General features: G+C 62.8%; 17 protein-coding genes and 1 pseudogene. 6 read left to right on the top strand and 12 right to left on the bottom strand.

Translation table 11 applies throughout. The annotated features are described in order from the left end of the window. Window positions 1–29: 29 nt before the first annotated feature. From N5A92_RS01500 to N5A92_RS01520, 5 genes are all read right to left on the bottom strand, one after another. On the bottom strand, window positions 30–389 hold the full coding sequence (locus N5A92_RS01500) for a nitrile hydratase accessory protein (RefSeq protein ID WP_260900051.1): 360 nt from the start codon (window positions 387–389) through the stop codon (window positions 30–32). After that, a complete protein-coding gene (gene nthB / locus N5A92_RS01505; protein ID WP_260900052.1) occupies window positions 376–1,035 on the bottom strand; it encodes a nitrile hydratase subunit beta in 660 nt (219 codons plus the stop codon). The genes N5A92_RS01500 and nthB overlap by 14 nt, the downstream gene beginning before the upstream one ends. Further along, window positions 1,032–1,643, bottom strand: coding sequence for a nitrile hydratase subunit alpha (nthA, locus tag N5A92_RS01510; RefSeq protein WP_260900967.1), 612 nt, complete (start codon window positions 1,641–1,643; stop codon window positions 1,032–1,034). Before nthA ends, nthB begins: the two co-directional genes overlap by 4 nt. Window positions 1,644–1,891: 248 nt before the next feature. Further along, the gene (locus N5A92_RS01515; protein ID WP_260900053.1) at window positions 1,892–2,599 is read right to left on the bottom strand and encodes a DUF899 domain-containing protein; all 708 of its coding nucleotides are present in this window, start codon (window positions 2,597–2,599) and stop codon (window positions 1,892–1,894) included. A 97-nt stretch (window positions 2,600–2,696) separates the two neighbouring features. Beyond that, the gene (locus tag N5A92_RS01520) at window positions 2,697–3,143 is read right to left on the bottom strand and encodes an SRPBCC family protein (RefSeq protein WP_260900054.1); all 447 of its coding nucleotides are present in this window, start codon (window positions 3,141–3,143) and stop codon (window positions 2,697–2,699) included. 109 nt (window positions 3,144–3,252) lie between these two features. Between N5A92_RS01520 and N5A92_RS01525 the strand changes: the two are divergent. From N5A92_RS01525 to N5A92_RS01550, 6 genes and pseudogenes are all read left to right on the top strand, one after another. Continuing rightward, window positions 3,253–4,470, top strand: a pseudogene (locus tag N5A92_RS01525) (helix-turn-helix domain-containing protein); the annotation flags it as partial. Between the two features lie 923 nt (window positions 4,471–5,393). Then, a complete protein-coding gene (locus N5A92_RS01530; RefSeq protein WP_260900055.1) occupies window positions 5,394–6,518 on the top strand; it encodes an extracellular solute-binding protein in 1,125 nt (374 codons plus the stop codon). 60 nt (window positions 6,519–6,578) lie between these two features. Then, entirely contained in the window at window positions 6,579–7,646 is a 1,068-nt protein-coding gene (locus N5A92_RS01535) for an ABC transporter ATP-binding protein (RefSeq protein WP_260900056.1), read from the top strand. Next, window positions 7,639–8,520, top strand: coding sequence for an ABC transporter permease (locus N5A92_RS01540; protein ID WP_260900057.1), 882 nt, complete (start codon window positions 7,639–7,641; stop codon window positions 8,518–8,520). The genes N5A92_RS01535 and N5A92_RS01540 overlap by 8 nt, the downstream gene beginning before the upstream one ends. Beyond that, the gene (locus N5A92_RS01545) at window positions 8,517–9,341 is read left to right on the top strand and encodes an ABC transporter permease (RefSeq protein WP_260900058.1); all 825 of its coding nucleotides are present in this window, start codon (window positions 8,517–8,519) and stop codon (window positions 9,339–9,341) included. The genes N5A92_RS01540 and N5A92_RS01545 overlap by 4 nt, the downstream gene beginning before the upstream one ends. 247 nt (window positions 9,342–9,588) lie before the next feature. Continuing rightward, entirely contained in the window at window positions 9,589–10,866 is a 1,278-nt protein-coding gene (locus N5A92_RS01550) for an MFS transporter (protein ID WP_260900059.1), read from the top strand. A 151-nt stretch (window positions 10,867–11,017) separates the two neighbouring features. On the opposite strand, the gene N5A92_RS01555 is transcribed toward N5A92_RS01550, so the two are convergent. The 7 genes from N5A92_RS01555 to N5A92_RS01585 all read right to left on the bottom strand — a co-directional run bounded on the left by N5A92_RS01555 (window position 11,018) and on the right by N5A92_RS01585 (window position 16,909). Next, window positions 11,018–12,001 carry a threonine ammonia-lyase gene (locus tag N5A92_RS01555; RefSeq protein WP_425248534.1) on the bottom strand — a complete coding sequence of 328 codons (984 nt, stop codon included), beginning with the start codon at window positions 11,999–12,001 and terminating at the stop codon, window positions 11,018–11,020. A gap of 142 nt (window positions 12,002–12,143) precedes the next feature. After that, complete coding sequence (locus tag N5A92_RS01560) at window positions 12,144–12,896, bottom strand: tellurite resistance TerB family protein (RefSeq protein ID WP_260900061.1); 753 nt, start codon at window positions 12,894–12,896, stop codon at window positions 12,144–12,146. 210 nt (window positions 12,897–13,106) lie between these two features. After that, a complete protein-coding gene (locus N5A92_RS01565) occupies window positions 13,107–14,357 on the bottom strand; it encodes a methyltransferase domain-containing protein (RefSeq protein ID WP_260900062.1) in 1,251 nt (416 codons plus the stop codon). A 57-nt stretch (window positions 14,358–14,414) separates the two neighbouring features. Continuing rightward, window positions 14,415–14,648, bottom strand: a complete 234-nt coding sequence (locus N5A92_RS01570) for an anti-sigma factor family protein (protein WP_260900063.1) — start codon at window positions 14,646–14,648, stop codon at window positions 14,415–14,417. Continuing rightward, entirely contained in the window at window positions 14,645–15,250 is a 606-nt protein-coding gene (locus N5A92_RS01575; RefSeq protein ID WP_260900064.1) for a sigma-70 family RNA polymerase sigma factor, read from the bottom strand. Before N5A92_RS01575 ends, N5A92_RS01570 begins: the two co-directional genes overlap by 4 nt. Before the next feature lie 333 nt (window positions 15,251–15,583). Beyond that, window positions 15,584–16,453, bottom strand: coding sequence for a class I SAM-dependent methyltransferase (locus tag N5A92_RS01580; protein ID WP_260900065.1), 870 nt, complete (start codon window positions 16,451–16,453; stop codon window positions 15,584–15,586). Between the two features lie 87 nt (window positions 16,454–16,540). Next, window positions 16,541–16,909, bottom strand: coding sequence for a DsrE family protein (locus N5A92_RS01585; protein WP_260900066.1), 369 nt, complete (start codon window positions 16,907–16,909; stop codon window positions 16,541–16,543). Window positions 16,910–16,930 lie beyond the last annotated feature (21 nt).

Below are 16,930 nucleotides of genomic sequence, written 5' to 3' on the forward strand. Positions count from 1 at the left end.
CGCGGCAGTTGCCTCGTTCTCGAAATTCCTCAGAAAGTATTATGCCGGTCGACGTGCTGGGGATCGTTCTCGAGCAAGATCGGCGTGCCATGCGGCGTCGCGTGGGCCGCGCGCTGCCAGGCCGCGGCCAAGGCATCGACATCGCTTAGCGCAGTGATACTTTTGGCCGCGAGGAGTTTTTCGAGGGCGGCGAGCCAGCAGGTGTAGTAATCGCTGCCGTCTTCAGCTCCGCTATTCTCCAATTCCTTTGACAGGCTTTCAGCCCACTCGCTCCAGGAAAACACACCTTTCTGGTGGAGTGCGAGCGTCATCGCAAAAGCTTGTGCCTGCCATGGTTCGGAGAATACGCGATCGTCGTCGGCCTGTGGAAGCAGATCACGCGGGTTCAAGATAGCTCTCCCACGCGTCGACAGAGACGGTCAGTGCCGGATCACCCGTCTCACCCCATATCTCACGCCCGTCGAAGACCACGGTGTAGACCCATTGCGGGTTTTCCCCTTTCCCGTGGGCGTTTGTATCCGGGAAGACGAACCCACCCCGTACAGCTTCGATAATGCCGAGCTTGCCGCGCGCGTAGCGCGGCAGCCGCGTATGGTCCTGGGTGTGGAAATTCCTCGTTCGCACACGATCACCGGCCTTGAAGCGCGCCGGGGCCGGAACAGGCCTGTCGCACGGCCCGCCTTTCGCCAGAGCCGCTGCAACGTCAGCTGCTTTCAGCGTCCGTTTTGGCCTGGTGCCTTCGACCTGTGCCCGCCCCTCTGCCAACTCATCCGCGGTGACGAAGCCGTGGCGCTGAAGCAGGACCTCCAGCGCCTTGATCCAGATCTCGTAGTAGCTGGAGGCGTAATAGTCCGCCGGGTGCAGGCATTCCCGCGCATGGCGGCTTTCATCGATGGTCCAGGCGCCCATTGCACCGGCGGCAAGTGTCACGCCGAGCGCCCGCTTCTCCCACTCGGCGTGGAAAACGGGTTCGTCCTTTTCGGGCGCGACCGCTCCGAAGCCCATCTGTCCGCCGAGATCCTGGGGCCCGTTCATGGCTGGTGTGACTCCAGCGCCAAGCCGGTGCCAATCATGGAATCGCGCGTGACCAGTGCCGCCAACTCCTCCTCGCTCAGGCCTTCCGTGCCTTTCGGCCGCAGCGGCACGACGAGATAGCGCAGTTCCGCGGTCGAATCCCAGACCCGGATATTCGTCTCAGCCGGCAAATGCACGCCGAGTTCCTCAAGCACGCCGCGCGGATCCATGACGGCTCGGCTGCGATAGGCCGGCGCCTTGTACCAGACTGGCGGTAGGCCCAATACCGACCAGGGATAGCAGGAGCAGAGCGTGCAGACGACGAGATTGTGCGTATCCGGGGTATTGAAAACGGCCTGCATGTGCTCGCCCTGCCGGCCGGCAAAACCCAGCGAGGCGATCGCCGCGGTGGCGTCTTGCTTCAACCAGTCGGAATACTCCGGATCGCACCATGCCCTTGCAACGACCTTCGCGCCGTTCCGCGGGCCGACCTTGGTTTCGTATGTGTCGACTATGGCGTCGATCGCAGCGGGTTCGACCAGCCCCTTCTGGGTCAGGATCGTCTCCAGGGCGCGCACTCGCGCGGCCATGGGGTCGAGGTCGTTGTCATGGTCATGGGCATGAGACATGGACGAAAGGATATGCGTCGAATCCGAGAAGGACAAGGCCAGCAACGCGATGGTGTGACGCGACAGTGGGTGACGATGACGCTCGACAAATTCCGGAAGCGGGGCCTTATCTCGGTCAGCCACCAGCGGATCGTCATAGAGCAATACGACATGCTGCACGGACTGACGGAGGGTGTCCGGGATGGGGCCCCTTGCCACCGTGAAACGCCTCTATCACGGCTCCGCCGACACCTGCCGCCCGTCCCCGTTCATTGCTTGTCGTACTGGTCGTGCCGGCGTAGCCACTCCATGGAGAATTTGAAGCCGTCCTCGTCGCGGCCTTTGGGCACGAGATCGAGGAACTGGTAGGCGCCGTTGACCATATCGACGCCGCGCTCATAGGTGGAATAGGTGTGGAAGACCTCGCCCCTCTCGTTCTGGCAGAAAACGCTGATCCCCGGCCATTCCGACCCGTCAATCGGGCGGATGTCGTAGTTGTAGCACGCTTTGCCCTCGGCAATCTCCTCGGGCGTATGCGACACCTGATAGTCGAAATTGAAATCGCTCCCGTGAGACGACACCCACGGGAAGCTCCAGCCCATGCGCCTCTTGTAGGCGTTGATCTTCTCCAGCGGTGCGCGGGAGACAGCTGAGAATGTCACGTCACGGTGGTGGAGGTGGACTGGAATGCCATCGAAGTTGTCGGCCCAGAAAGAGCACGACTTGCAACCCTCTTCCCAATCGGGGGCGAACATGAAGTGATAGACGATCAGCTGGGAGCGCCCGTCGAAGAGATCGGCGAGCGAAAGCGCACCATTCGGCCCCTCGAACTGGTATGGCTTTCCCACGCGCTCCCAGGGCATCGCCATTCGGCGGCGCGTCAGCGCATCACGCTGGCGCGTAAACTCCTTCTCGGCAGCAAGCAGTTCAAGGCGCGCCTTCAACCATTCCTCGTGCGAAACGACTTGATTCCGCATAACCAGTCTCCTGTTCATCAAGCTCTTGTTGCGTGCGATATCGACTCCGGTCGAGCAGTCGGGGTCAGCCGGTTGACCGACCCGCGACCCCTCGGCGTTATTTCCAGTTGTCGATCAAGACGTCGTTTGGATGGGGGGCACCTTTGCCGGTTTCGATGAGCGACTTCAGGCTCATCAGAAACACCCCCCACTTGGTGCTGCAATGATGCATGAACTCCACCGGCTCCTTCCAGCCTTGGTGCTTGAAGAGAACGATGGTGAAGTCGCCTTCCTGCTTGAGTTCGAAACTTATCCTGGTGCCGATCCATTCTTCTGGCCCGTCGATAACCTGCCATAGCACCCACTTGGTGGGATCAAGCTCAAGGACCTGCATGTCGAAACCGCCGTTGGGGCCAAAACGGAACTGGAGTACTCCATCGGCTTTGGTTTCCCCTTGCGTTTCCTCCGTCCACCATTTGGAAAGACCTTCAATTGTGGTCAACGCCTTATAGGTGTCATTCGGGGACGGCGATTTGATTCCGACTCTGTGCAAGATATCCGGCATCTGCGATTCTCCTTTTGGTTTGGATTCTCAAGTCCGCTTGGTGGCGGTCGTGAGCTAGGTTAGGACCGGTGCAGCGAACGGTGGGAGTGACAAGTGTGGCGGGATTCCAATGGACTCGCTGATCACGGCCGCGGCACATGCGCTCGCGGCAGGTGATCCGCTCGGCGCACTGAACCGGGTGGCCCTGCGCGAGGATGCGCCGGCGCTTGCGCTTCGCGGCATTGCGATGGCGCAACTCGGCGATCTCGATCGCGCGAAGGCTCTCCTGCGGCGTGCTGCACGCGCCTTCGGCCCGAAGGAGATGGTGGCTCGCGCGCGGTGTGTCGTTGCCGAAGCCGAGATCGCACTCGTCTCGCGCGACCTCGCCTGGCCTCAAAAGGCGCTTGAGCGTGCGGGGGCGGCGCTCGAAGCGTATGGTGACCGGGTAAATGGGGCCTATGCCCGTTATCTCGAAGTCCGACGGCTGCTTCTGATCGGGCGCTTGGATGAGGCCGAGCACGCCCTCGCCGCGCTCGATCCCGCGCCTTTGCCACCCGCATCGCAGGCCGGCTACGAACTGGTCGTTGCCGGTATTGCGATGCGGCGCCTCCGGACAAAGACGGCGCGCGCAGCACTCGCCCGGGCGGAGCGCGCTGCGCAGGGGGCAGGTATCCCGGCACTGACGGCGGAGGTCGAAAGCGCTTCGTTGGTGCTCAACACGCCCGCGGCGCGCTTGATCGTGCGTGGCGAGGAACGTCCCCTCCTGCTCGACGAGGTCGAAGCGCTTGTGGCGTCGGGGGCGCTTGTCGTGGATGCGTGCCGCAATGTCGTGCGGGACGGGAGGCTGGTGGTCTCACTCGCGACACGCCCTGTCCTGTTCGCCCTTGCGCGCGCACTGGGCGAAGCGTGGCCCGGAGATGTGTCGAGGAGCACGCTCCTCGCACGCGCCTTCCGGGCGAAACACGCAGATGAATCGCATCGCGCGCGGCTGCGGGTCGAAATCGGGCGGCTGCGCGTAGAGCTTGGGACGCTGGCAGACGTGAGCGCGACCAGCCAAGGATTTACGCTGGCGCCGCGCCACGCACGCGAGGTCGTTGTGCTGGCACCGCCCGTCGACGAGGAGCATGCGGCAATACTTGCCCTGCTTGCCGATGGCGAGTCGTGGTCGAGTTCGGCCCTGGCGCTCGCGCTTGGTGCCAGCCAGCGCACCGTGCAGCGGGCACTCGAACAGCTTTCGGCGGCAGGCAAGGTGCAGTCGTACGGCCGCGGGCGCGCGCGTCGCTGGATGAACCCGCCCGTACCGGGATTCCCGACAACTTTGTTACTCCCCGCTCCACTGCCAAACGGCGAGGATGGAAGCATGATGCGATCAGCGGCCGAAATCGTTTGCGAATATGGACCTTTTCCGGGTGTCGAGAGCGTGCACGGCGTCACTTTCGACGGCCGGTACCTCTGGTTCGCGTCCGGAGACCGGCTGAACGCCCTCGATCCGGCGAGTGGGAAGACGGTGCGCTCAATCCATGTTGCCGCGCATGCGGGAACAGCCTTTGACGGCCGGCACCTGTTTCAGATCGCCGAGGAACGCATACAGAAGATCGACCCGAAGACCGGCCAGGTACTCGCCACCATCCCGGCGCCCGGCGGCGGCGGTGACTCGGGGCTCGCGTGGGCCGAAGGGGCGCTCTGGGTGGGGCAGTATCAGGATCGGAAGATCCATCAAATCGACCCCCAAACAGGAACGCTTCTTCGCACCATCGAGTGCAATCGCTTCGTCACCGGCGTCACCTGGCTCGACAACGAGCTCTGGCATGGCACCTGGGAGGCTGGCGAGAGCGACCTGAGGCGAATCGATCCTCGAACGGGAGAGGTCCTGGAGAGGCTCGAAATGCCGCCGGGAGTTGGCGTATCGGGGCTCGAGTCCGATGGCAGCGATCAGTTCTTCTGCGGTGGCGGAAATAGTGGGACAGTGAGAACCCTCCGCCGGCCCAGGCGAGGCTCCGCTGCCGGCAGCGCCTCCACGAGCAAATAGTCGAAGCGGGGCGTCTGTCTACCTGACTCGCCCATGTGAGTAGCAAGAGGGCCCACCGACCCGTTTGCCTTTTCACGCACATGGCTTGCCTCCCGATATCTCCTTCCTGTTCCCGACCATCGTGCGGGGCCGCAATCCACTGATCCAGCGTCCGTATTTTCGTTGCCGGACCTTCATCTACATGTAACATGTCGGACTTAACCGCTGCCTGCACAACCGCAGCGGCAACAGGGAGAACGACAATGACACTGGTGAAACGGCGTGCATTCATCAAGGGAGCGGCTTCCGTGGCGGGGCTTTCGCTGGCCGCGCCCTTTATTTCGCGTACATATGCGCAAGGCTCGTCGGGAACGGTCAATATCTTCGCCTGGGCGGGATATTTGAATGACGAGATGCTCGCTGCATTCGAAAACGCCACCGGCATCAAGGCCAATTTCACCCCCTATGGCACCAATGATGAGCTTCTGAATCAGCTTCGCGCGAACAACGGCGCCGGCTTCGACATCATCTGGCCGACCGTCGATCGCGTGCCGAACTATGTCGAGTTCGGGCTCGTGCAGCCCATCGATGAATCGAAGGTCGACATCGAAAAGTGCCTGCCGAGCGCCTGGAACAATTCGGCCAACCTCGGCGCGGTCATCGACGGCAAGCGCTATCAGGTGCCGACCGACTGGGGCACGGAAGCACTGACCTTCGACAAGGAGCAAGCGCCGCTCGAATATGGTACGGCCTCCTACGGCGACATCTGGAAGCCGGAGATGGAGGGCAAGGCAACCGTGCGCGGCCATTCCGGCCTCGTCGGCCTCGGGCTTTGGCTCCAAGGCGAGGGCAAGCTGCCTCTGCCGATGATCGACGCGTTCGAGTCCGAGGAGAACATGACGCAGGTCTACGACGTCATCCTCGAGGAAGCGATCGCGCGAAAGGCCAATATCGTCCAGTTCTGGAACAACGAGAACGAGGCGCAGGGCGCCTTCCGCGTGAATGGCTGTGCCATCGGCCAGACCTGGGATTCGACCGCCGCCGCCCTTGCCAAGGAAGGCCTGCCTATCGGCTTCATTGCGCCCAAGGAGGGTGCGCTGGCCTGGATGGAGGGTGTGGCGATCCCCTCTGGCGCCGAAAACATCGATCAGGCCTATGCCTTCATCAACTGGTTTCTGACGCCGGAAGCCGGTGCCATGTACACCAATGCCACCTCGATCAACTCCACCGCGGTGGGTGCAGAAGAGTTCATCTCCGACGAGGCAAAGGCATTCTTCGCCGCCGCCTATCCGGGCGATGCGCTGGAGAAGCTGTGGTGGTGGCCGATCCAGGAGAGCTGGTTCGTCGCCAAGCGTAACGAGTATCAGGACCGCTTCCTCTCAGCCTGACGCTATCCGGGGCGGGCAAATCCCCTTTGCCCGCCCCTTCTCACAATTCATCGGGCAACAATGTCGCATTCGGTAGAGCTGCAAAACGTTGGCATGGCCTTCGGCCAGACCCGCGCCGTCACGGACGTCTCCTTCACCGTGGAAGGCGGCGAGTTTTTCTCCATTCTCGGGCCGTCGGGATGCGGCAAGACGACGATCCTGCGCATCGTCGCGGGCTTTCTCGATCCGACCGAGGGCAAGGTGCTGATCGGCGGGCGCGATATGAAGGGGCTTGGTCCCGATCGGCGCCCCACGGCCATGATCTTCCAGTCGCTCGCCCTCTTCCCGCTCATGCCCGTGTGGGAAAACATCGCCTTCGGCTTGGAGGCGCGCAGAGTGGCGAAGGCGGAGCGACGCAAGAAGGCTGGCGAACTCCTCAAGCTCGTGGCGCTAGAAGGCCTTGGCGACCGCATGCCCGGCGAGCTTTCCGGCGGCCAACGCCAGCGCGTTGCGATTGCCCGCGCACTCGCGGTCGAGCCGCAGGTTCTGCTGCTCGATGAGCCGCTCTCCGCGCTCGATTTGAAGCTGCGCCAGCACATGCGGGCGGAATTGCGCTCGCTTCAGAAGCGCACGGGCGTCACCTTCATCTACATCACGCACGATCAGTCGGAGGCGCTCGCCATGTCCGATCGCGTCGCGGTGATGAGCGATGGCGTGCTGCAGCAGGTGGGTGCGCCGCGCGAACTTTACGACAATCCCGCCACACCCTTCGTGGCTCGTTTTGTCGGCGAAACCAACGCGATCGCCGGCAAGGTTACGGCAATTGAGAATGGCCTTGCCACTGTGGAGAGCGCCTTTGGGCCGCTTAGCGGCCGCGTCGGCGACGGCCTGTCCGCGGGATCGGCGGCCAAGCTCTATGTCCGTCCGGAGGCGCTGCAGCATAAGACGCAAGGCGAGAACCGGCTGACGGCCACCATCGAACGCATCGATTTCGAGGGAGCCTTCGCTCTCGCTCACGGCCGGCTTGAGGATGGCAGTCTGCTCATCGCCTCCATTCCCAGCACGGAGCTCGGCAAGGCCCCGGAGATCGGCACGCGTGCTCCCTTCGCCTTCCAAAATGCCAACGCAGTGGTGCTGCCCGATGGCTGAGCTTTACAGGCGTTTCGGGGGCGGGCTCGGCACCATCTTTCTCGCGCTGGTCGCCGCGTGGCTCGCCGGCATGGTGCTTGCGCCCAACGTGATGATGATCGATTACTCGCTGAGACCCAATCTGCCGCCGGCGGAGATTGGCGGCTCGCGCGATGTCTATTCGCTGCAGAACATCCTCTATCTCGCCAACGAAGGCGTGCACCGCGCCATCTTCTTCAAGACCGTTTGGGCGAGCGCACTTGTGGCTTTCGTCACGCTCGTGGTCTGCTATCCACTTGCCTATTGGCTCGCGCAGAACGCCACGCCCAACCAGACAGCCATCGCCATCCTCGCGCTCACCATCCCGTTCTGGGTGAACGAGGTGCTGCGCACGCTCGCGTGGTACATCCTGCTCGCCTTCCGCGGGCCGCTCAACGCGCTGCTGCTGGCGCTCGGCATCATCGACGAGCCCGTGCGGTGGTACGGCAATACCGGTGTGCTCGCCGGCATGACCTACGCTTACATCCTCTTCATGCTCTTCCCGATATACAATTCCATCGAATCGCTCGAGAAATCGCAGATCGAGGCGGCGCGGGACCTTGGCGCCTCCGTCTGGCGCACCCATTGGCGGGTGGTCATCCCGCATGCAAAGGCGGGCATCGCCACCGGCTGCGTCTTCACCTTCATGCTGGCCGCCGGCAGCTTTGTCGTGCCCGCGCTTCTCGGTGCGCCGGGCAGCCGCTGGTTCACCGAGATCATCTATAACTGGTTCTTCGAGGGCGGCGACTGGAACCGCGGCGCAGCCTATGCCCTGGTGCTCTTGGTGCTCTGCCTCACGGTCGTGCTCGTCACGCTCAAGATCGCCCGCGTGAACCTGACGGACGTGGCCAAATGAGCGCCGCCGACCGCATCATGAAGGGGCTCTTCGGCATCTATTTCGCCGCCTTCTTCATCTATCTCTTCGCACCGCTTGCCATCATGGCGGCGGCGACCTTCAATGCGAGCCGCTTCCCCACCGTCACGCCGTGGCAGGGCACGACGCTCGAGTGGTTCGATGCGCTGGCCGCCGACCGCGGCATGTGGGACTCGCTGTGGACTTCCATCGTGGTCGCCTTCTTCGTCGTGCTTGTGGTGCTGCCCGTCGGCACGGCGGCTGCCCTAGTTCTCACCAGCCTGCATGCGCGGGCCCGCAGCTTGCTCTACGCCGTCATGGTCTCGCCGCTTCTCACCCCCGGCGTCGTGATCGGCATTTCGACCCTGGTGCTGTGGCGCCAGCTCGGTGTGGGCGGCGGCGTGTTCCTGATCGTCATTGCCCAGTCGAGCTTCATCATCTGCTATGTGATGCTGATGGTGGCCGCTCGTCTGATGCGCTTCGACCGCACGCAGGAGGAGGCGGCGCTCGGCCTCGGCGCCTCGAAATTCATGGTCTTCCGCCGAGTTATCCTGCCTTTCCTGAAGCCCGCGCTCTTCGCCGCCGGCTTCCTCGCCGTTCTGCAGTCGATCGAGAACTACAACACCACGCTATTCGTGCGCGGCTTCGACACACCCTTGACTGTCTATATCGCCACCAAAGTCCGTACCGGCCTCACCCCCGCCGTCAACGCACTGGCGCTGATCATGATCGCGGTGACGATCGTGGGGGCTGTCGTCTACGAGGTGGTGAGGCGGCGCTCGCGCACGGCGTCGCAAGCTAGTAAGGAAGAACAGCCGGCCTAGCTGCATTTGGCAGTTTCACGGTCGTTCCATTGCAGCATAAGCGAGGGCGCAGCTGTAAAGCGAGAAGGCGCGTTGGCTGCAGCCGGAGAACGCTGAATCGATCGGAACCGCTTGCGTTTCCCGGATGGAACGATTGGAATGACGACGGCTCGCGCTTCACGACCACCGTCGTTCTGAGACGCTGGTGGCCGCGAAGTATCCGATCACGGTTGTAACGTGCCCTGACCTCCGCAAGGATGTTGATCTAATGTTGGACAGCACCACGGCCTCGAAGGGAACCGGCATCGGCAGGCCCGGCGTGCATATCGCTCCCGTGGCAACGCTGCTGGCGAGCGTCGGTTTGCTCGTCCTCGGCAACGGACTGCAGGGCACGCTCCTGGTGGTACGCGCAGGGCAGGAGGGTTTTCGCAGCGAAACCATCGGCCTGATGATGTCGGCCTACTTCGCCGGCTATGCCCTTGGTTCGGTGGTATTGCCGCGCGTCGTCTCCTCGGCGGGCCATATCCGGGCCTTCGCCGGCTTTGCCTCTATTGCGTCTGCGACAGCGCTTCTACACCTGCTTCTTCTCGACGCCTGGGCCTGGTCGGTTCTGCGCGCGGTCACGGGCTTCGCCTATGCCGGTATGATCCTGGTAACGGAAAGCTGGCTTAATGCCCACGCAGTGACATCTACGCGCGGCCGCCTCCTCTCTATCTACGGCATGATCACCATGGGCATCTGGGCGCTCGGCCAGGGGCTCCTCAACGTGGCGCCGCCGGAGGGGGTTGTGCTGTTCCTCATTGTTTCGATCCTGATCTCGTTGGCGCTCGTTCCGATCACCCTCTTGCCTAGTCGACCGCCGACCGTGCCGCACCAAGTGGGGTTTGATCTCAGCCGGCTCTTCGCCATGTCGCCGCTCGGCACGCTGGGCGCCTTTCTCTCCGGCCTGGCGCTCAGTGCGTTCTGGGGCATGGGGCCGAACTTCGCCCAGGAAGTAGGCCTCGATACCGCCGGAATCTCCGCTTTCATGGCCGCAGTCCTTTTCGGCGCGCTGTTCCTGCAATGGCCATTGGGATGGCTTTCGGACCGCTATCCGCGCCGGCTGGTAATTGCCTTCTCTGCGCTCGCGGCGGCACTCGCCGGCATCGGCTTCGTGTTTATTGCAGACGCCGGGCTGCCAGCGCTCCTTTCGCTTGGATTCGTGTTCGGCGGCTTCGGCATCCCGCTTTATACGCTCGTGGTGGCGCACGCCAACGACCGGCTGAAAGCCGACGAGATGCTGGCGGCGGCACGCGGCTTACTGCTGCTTAATGGGCTTGGTGCCGCCTTCGGCCCCTTCGTTGCCGGTCTCAGCATGCGGCTCCTCGGGCCGACGGGGCTCTTCGTGTACGCCGCCATTCTGCTGACCATACTCGCGCTGGCGGCATTTCTGCGGCGCCTACATGGTCCGGAGGAGGAGGCCGTCTCCTCGCCCCTGCCATGCACGCCGCAGATTGCCATGACGCTGGATACACGCGGGCATGAACCACGTGCCGAACGGGCGTGACGCGGGAATGACTGGGGCCGGCTGAGTCTCCTGATGGGAGGAGGATGCATGAACGTGCGCCGGCCTGGTCGGCGTCGCTCGTCGGCAACTGCGCAACTCCCGATCCCGCTGTTGCTGTTTTTCGATCCCTTAAGCGTACAAGCTCAGCACTTCAGGATATGAGGTTGGCAAAGAGGGTTGGGTCGACATTCCCACCAGTTAGAACGGCGACAACCGTTTGGCCCCTCACGTCGATGCGCTTGCCCAGCAAAGCTGCAAGTGCAGCCGTTCCGGATGGTTCCACCACCAGCTTCAGTTCACGGAAGGCGAAAGCGACGGCCCGTCTAACCTCGTCGTCAGAAACAACCAATCCCCCCGCGACGTGCCGCTTATTGATCGAAAACGTGAGTTCGCCCGGCGTCGAGACCAGTAGTCCATCGCAAAGTGAGCCGGAGGCCTTGTGGTTGGCAAGCCGTTCGCCCGCAATAAACGATCGCGCATGATCGTCAAATTCTTCCGGCTCCACCGAGTAGAGATCTGTCGATGGTGCTTGTTCGTGGATGGCCAATGCAGATCCCGCGAGCAGCCCGCCACCTCCACAGGGGAAGAAGACCGCGTCGGGCGTGAGGTTCAACTTGCCCAGGTCTTCCACTATCTCGCGGCCGACCGTGCCCTGCCCGGCCATGATGAAGAAGTCGTCGTATGGTGGGACGACCACAGCGCCACGTTCCTTGGCGATAGCGTGGGCCATGGCGACACGGTCATCTTTTTCGCGATCGAACAGCACGACCTCCGCACCGGCGGCGGCCGTACGCTCTCGTTTCGTCGCAGGGCTGTCTATCGGCATCAGGTTGGTGGCCCTGATGCCAAGCAGCTTGGCAGCCGTTGCGACGCCAAGCGCATGATTTCCAGAGGACATTGCCACGACACCCGCCGATTTGTGGTCGTCGGGAATGCGCGAAAGGCGGTTGTAAGCCCCACGAAACTTGAAGGAGCCGGTTCTCTGCAATGTCTCAGGCTTCAGAAAAACCCTAGCCCCTGTGATCGCATCGAGTTCGGGTGAGGTTATAAGTGGCGTGCGAAGCGCCACGCCGGAGATCGCACGGGCTGCATCGGCGACATCGGCCGCAGTGGGCAATTCAAGCACTGAGGGAATCCTGTTCCAGGTACGAACTTCGCCGACAATAAGGGCCTGTGTTCTGATCGCAAGCCAGTTTAAGCCCTTCTGGTAGCGAAGTGCTCAAACGGCGGTATACGCTGCAGCCTGCACCGCGTAGTGGCTATCGCAATCTCAATGGTCAACCTAACCCTGTCTCGCTCCTACGCTCAGCGTCGCCGAGTTGCCGCCGCGCAGCAGCTGCCTCGAGATCGAGATGATCGCGCAGGCCGTCCGGCATTCCCATTTGACGCGCCAGCTCGTTTAGATAGCGCCGCTCCTCGGCGGTGTCCGGATCGACGGCCAGTGCGGAGGCGAGATAGAGTTCGGCGCGCTGGGCGTCGGTTCGGGCAAGCCGCGCCACTCCGGCGGGATCGGAGGGGGCCGAGAAATAGTCGAATAAGGCCGCCTTCTCCTCTACGCCGAATCCCATTTCATTGATCTGGTTGCGAATGTGGCCGTGTTCCGTTTGGTCGATATGGTCGTCGGATTTTGCCGCCGAGATCATCGCGCGCATCAGCGCGAGCCGAAAATCCTGTCCCTCATGATCCCTGTCATGATCAACGTCAAAGCCGCTGTCGGCGGGCGGTTTGGGCAAATTAAGCGGCTCGGCTTCGTTGCCCGACGGCTTGTTCTGCTTCCAGTCCTGATAGGCCTTGTAGGCGAGCCCGGCAACGACGGCCATACCACCGTATTTCAGCGCTTTTCCGCCAAGCTTGCGTCCCGACTTCGTGCCAAGCAAGAGCGCCAGCAATCCACCCGCCGCTGCCCCGCCGGCGAGCCCTCCAGGAAAGCCCGATCGGTTCTGGTCAACCGGCGAGCGCCCCGGATGATTGGCGTGACGCGCACTCCCTTGAGAACCGAGAAAGCCTTCGAGAAGCTTGTTGATGTCCATGGAGAAGAGCCCTTTGCTGATACCGTGATCGCCCAATGACCTGCATTAGCTAAGGACGTCGAGCCGAGATTTCCAGAATCGTTCGCAGTCTCTAACCCGACCTGAGTGAGGGTGCACGAGGCGCCCCAGGTTGGAAAGCGCCAGGAAGCGTATCAACTTCGCCTCAGCTTTTCGGTCGCCGTGCTCGGCCTACCTTCGGGATTGAAGTGCTCATCGTTCCAGCGTCGGCCTTGCGGCGGATGTTTCGACGCGAGCCGGCGTGCATTGGGATAAGTAGAGCCGGTGAAGATCGAACACGACACCGCCGATCAGGATTGTAAAACCCAGCGCCTCGACCAGTGGATTGTAGTTCCAGAACATTGCGTAGCCGATGAGGGTGGCACCGACTGCCGTCACAAGTAGAGGCCAGGGGTGCCCATGGCGCGGCAGGTTGAAGGCGGTGGCGATGACCGCAAGGGCCGCGGCGGCAAAAATGGCCGTCGCCCATGCGCCCTCCGGAAACGCGAAGGCGACACCGATCAGCGATAGGAGGCCTATCGAGGCCATTACGCCGTAGCACACGACAATGGCCGTGATTGCCGCCACAGCACCCCACAATCCACGGCCACTAATCGCCTTTAGGCGTCGAGGGTGCAGACGCCTGAGAAAGCGGGCGGGGGCCGCTCGCCTTGATGCCTCGGCCGGCCGGCGCATGACGGCTTCCATCGAGCGCGCGCCGAGCCCGGCGGCAATCCGGCGCGTGTCGGCGCTGGGACTTTCGGCGAAATAGTCGAACTCGCCTAGCACCTCCACGTCGGCAAAGCCGGTCTCCCGCAACAGCTCCAGATAGTCCTCGTCGATCGATGCACCGACCACGCATTCCGCCCACAGCTTGGGGTCGCTGCGTCCACCGACGGGCACCGGCTTGGCGATGACGATATCGGAAAGCTGCATGCGTCCTTCCGGCTTGAGGACGCGAAAGATTTCGGCGAACGCCTTGCGCTTGTCCGGCACGAGGTTGAGCACGCCATTCGAGGTGACCACGTCCACGGAATTGTCGGGCAGCGGGATGTTCTCCGCGTCCGCTTCGATCGGTTCGACATTCCTGATACCGGCCTCCTGAAGCGTCGCCTTGAGCCGAGCCAGCATGTCGGGCGTGATGTCGAGCGCCCATACTTTTCCGGCATCGCCGACCAATCGGCTGGCGAGCAGCGTATCGGTCCCCGAGCCGGAGCCGATGTCGAGTACGGTATCTCCACGCTTGATCACGCCGGCGCGGAAGGGATAGCCGACGCCAGCGAAGCGGTCGACAGCGGTCCGCGGTAGACGGTCGAGTTCTTCCGCAGGATAGCCTACGGCAAGAGCCGCCGGGCGGCCCACCGGAAAATGGAACCCCTGGTGCGGATCGTCCGCCACGCTGCCATACATCGCCTTTACCGCTTCAGTGATCTGTTCTTTCGAGTATCCCAGGATGGCAACCATCTTGCCCCTCCGTTCCTTTCCAGCGCCAGTGCATTCGGCGCCATTCTCCTCCTCTGTTCAGTAATGTTCGATGATCGTGCGCACCCGACGGCGCAGCGATTCCGGTGCCTTTGCCTTGCCTGCCTCGCTCACCCGCGCGCGAAGCTTGCGTTCGAATTCCGCCCGCGTGAAGCACGCCCGGCAGGTCTCCATGTGGCGTGCAAGTGCATGCTCGGTCTCGGTGTCGAGCTCCCGGTCGAGATATTCGAGGAGTTTTTCGATCACCTCCTCGCAGCGTAGGTCCTGCGTCATCTGGCATCCCCTTTCGCATTACCGGGCGCAATGCCGGCCTCGCCCGCCTGCCGCCACAGCGCACCTTGCAGGAGGCTGCGACCGCGGCTGAGCCTCGAGCGCACCGTGCCGATGGGGATGTCGAGCGTGTTGGCCGTCTCGGCATAGCTGAGACCCCACAACTCGATCATAACCACGACAAGCCGGAATTCCTCCGGAAGCTCCTCGACGGCGCTTTCGATATCCTCGCGCAGGAGCTTGTCGAGAAGCTCCTGCTCCGGATTTCCCCACCACAGGAGGAAGGGCTGGTGCACCTTCTCGAACAGGGAGAAGGTATCCTCGCCGCATGTCGTCGCCGCCGTAACCTCGCGCGGCCTTGCCTGCCGCTTGCGGCGCTCGCTGATGAAGCCGTTGACGAGGATACGAAAGACCCACTTCTCGAAGGCCTGTCGGTCCCTGAGCTCGGGAAGCTTGACCCAGGCCTTGGCGAGGGTGTCCGCGACCAGATCCTCGGCATCGGCACGGTTGCGCGTCAGCCGAAGGGCAGTACCGTAGAGCCTGTCCAGGAGACGCTCGACCTCCGACTCGAAGAAGGCTCGAAGCGGTGTGCCGATGCTGGTCATATGATGCCTCGCTCCGCTACGAGCGCCTCGCAGATCGTGGCGATCGCATGCCACATTCGTGCTCCGTCCGCGTCACCGTCGAAACTCGCTGCGTCCGCTCTTCGCCGCGCTTGTGAAGGCGCCGCCAGCCCGCTTCGCCGCACCAACTCGCGTGCAGACCGCCAAAGGGCAATATCGACGATCTCCGCTTGACGAGGCCGCCGCTGCCGGTTGGCAGCGGCCGACCGCCGGCCTGCACTTGTTGGCAACTGCCGCATAGCCATCATAACCCAGTTGCGGCTCGCCTTCACGGTCAATCGGGTTGCCCGCGATGACGGCGCTCCCGACTTCCATTCAGCCGGGGTTTCGCGCGCTGATCTTCCAAGAGCTGGATTGCATCATGATTCCCTCCGGCGTCTGATAGCCAGCGAGCTTCTCCCGCAAAGCGTTGACGATCTCGTCATGACGTCGCTCAGCAAGCTCCCCGGCTTCACGATAGACCTCGCCGGCCGGCCCGAGGGCTAGCTGGAAGGAAACCGCGTCGTCGAGCGAGTGTCCGACCATCAACGGCGCATCGATGCGCTCGAAGGAGATGTCTTCATAGCCAGCGATCTCGAGCTGCTTGGTGACCATCGACTGGTCGGCCATCGAGAAAGGGCCAGGGCCGCAGCTGCGTGCGTCTTCGCCGGGCGGAGGCAGAAACTGCATGACGACCTGCTTCGGCAGGCCCAGCCAAGGATTGTCATCGATGGTCCGCCAGACGATCATCGTCATGGTGCCCCCCGGCTTCAGCGCGGCGCGCATGTTTCTAAGGCCCGCTACCGGGTTTTCGAAGAACTGTGTACCGAAGCGGGAGAAGCAGAAGTCGTGGACCGGTTCGAATGGATACGTCTGCACGTCGGCCTCGATAAAGGCGACATTGTCGATGCCGGCGGTTTCCGCATCGCGACGGCCGTAGTCCAGGAAAGCATCGCAGCAATCCACCCCCAGCACCGACCCTGCCGGCCCGACACGCCTGGCCAGATCAATAGCCGTGTCGCCGAAGCCGCAGCCGACATCGACTACCCGGTCTCCTTTGCGCACCTCGAGCGCGGGAAGAACCTTCGCGCTGTGATGGGTCAGCCCGTCGACGAGGATATGTTTGAAGCGAGTGAATTTGGGAACGAGCACCTCGTTCCAGAAGTCCACATATTCGTTGCGTTGCTCGGCCAGCGTCGTGCTCATTATTGTGTCTCCTTTCTCCATGATCTTGCGGTTCACGCCCCGAACATCACCAGGCGCGACGCCTTCATGGTGATGTTCGGGTCGTTCCTAGAAGCTCAGCGTCGCCGCCCCCGCCTTGATGCGCTCGTGCATGGGGCTCGCCCCGGTGACGATGACACCGTCGATCAGGTCCTTCTCCTCGTAGCCGCGTGCCTTCACGCAGGGCGTGCAGGCCCACAGCGTTCCGCCGCGGGTGAGAAAGTCGCGCACAAGGGAGGCGAGCGGCTCCAGAGGTGCGGCGTGGGTCAAGTCGATGCCGCCTTTGCGCACCAGGTCGACCGCCGCGCTGGTCAGGAACACCGACACCTTCAGGCCGGCCGTCATGCCGCCATTGGCGATGGTAAAGGCAACGGATGAGAGTTCGTGGTCGGCACCATGGGTCATCACCACGACAAGTTCTTCGGTTGGTTCGGCCATTTTTCCCTTCCTTGTGATGCT

It is taken from the genome of Chelativorans salis (assembly GCF_025336525.1).
GTDB classification, from domain to species: Bacteria; Pseudomonadota; Alphaproteobacteria; order Rhizobiales; family Rhizobiaceae; genus Chelativorans; species Chelativorans salis.

Bases quoted from the DNA above. Each gene is read 5' to 3' on its own strand.
- nthB (WP_260900052.1), bottom strand. From the start codon at position 1,035: ATGAACGGGCCCCAGGATCTCGGCGGACAGATGGGCTTCGGAGCGGTC.
- nthA (WP_260900967.1), bottom strand. From the start codon at position 1,643: ATGTCTCATGCCCATGACCATGACAACGACCTCGACCCCATGGCCGCG.
- N5A92_RS01515 (WP_260900053.1), bottom strand. From the start codon at position 2,599: ATGCGGAATCAAGTCGTTTCGCACGAGGAATGGTTGAAGGCGCGCCTT.
- N5A92_RS01520 (WP_260900054.1), bottom strand. From the start codon at position 3,143: ATGCCGGATATCTTGCACAGAGTCGGAATCAAATCGCCGTCCCCGAAT.
- N5A92_RS01530 (WP_260900055.1), top strand. From the start codon at position 5,394: ATGACACTGGTGAAACGGCGTGCATTCATCAAGGGAGCGGCTTCCGTG.
- N5A92_RS01535 (WP_260900056.1), top strand. From the start codon at position 6,579: ATGTCGCATTCGGTAGAGCTGCAAAACGTTGGCATGGCCTTCGGCCAG.
- N5A92_RS01540 (WP_260900057.1), top strand. From the start codon at position 7,639: ATGGCTGAGCTTTACAGGCGTTTCGGGGGCGGGCTCGGCACCATCTTT.
- N5A92_RS01545 (WP_260900058.1), top strand. From the start codon at position 8,517: ATGAGCGCCGCCGACCGCATCATGAAGGGGCTCTTCGGCATCTATTTC.
- N5A92_RS01550 (WP_260900059.1), top strand. From the start codon at position 9,589: ATGTTGGACAGCACCACGGCCTCGAAGGGAACCGGCATCGGCAGGCCC.
- N5A92_RS01560 (WP_260900061.1), bottom strand. From the start codon at position 12,896: ATGGACATCAACAAGCTTCTCGAAGGCTTTCTCGGTTCTCAAGGGAGT.
- N5A92_RS01565 (WP_260900062.1), bottom strand. From the start codon at position 14,357: ATGGTTGCCATCCTGGGATACTCGAAAGAACAGATCACTGAAGCGGTA.
- N5A92_RS01570 (WP_260900063.1), bottom strand. From the start codon at position 14,648: ATGACGCAGGACCTACGCTGCGAGGAGGTGATCGAAAAACTCCTCGAA.
- N5A92_RS01575 (WP_260900064.1), bottom strand. From the start codon at position 15,250: ATGACCAGCATCGGCACACCGCTTCGAGCCTTCTTCGAGTCGGAGGTC.
- N5A92_RS01580 (WP_260900065.1), bottom strand. From the start codon at position 16,453: ATGAGCACGACGCTGGCCGAGCAACGCAACGAATATGTGGACTTCTGG.
- N5A92_RS01585 (WP_260900066.1), bottom strand. From the start codon at position 16,909: ATGGCCGAACCAACCGAAGAACTTGTCGTGGTGATGACCCATGGTGCC.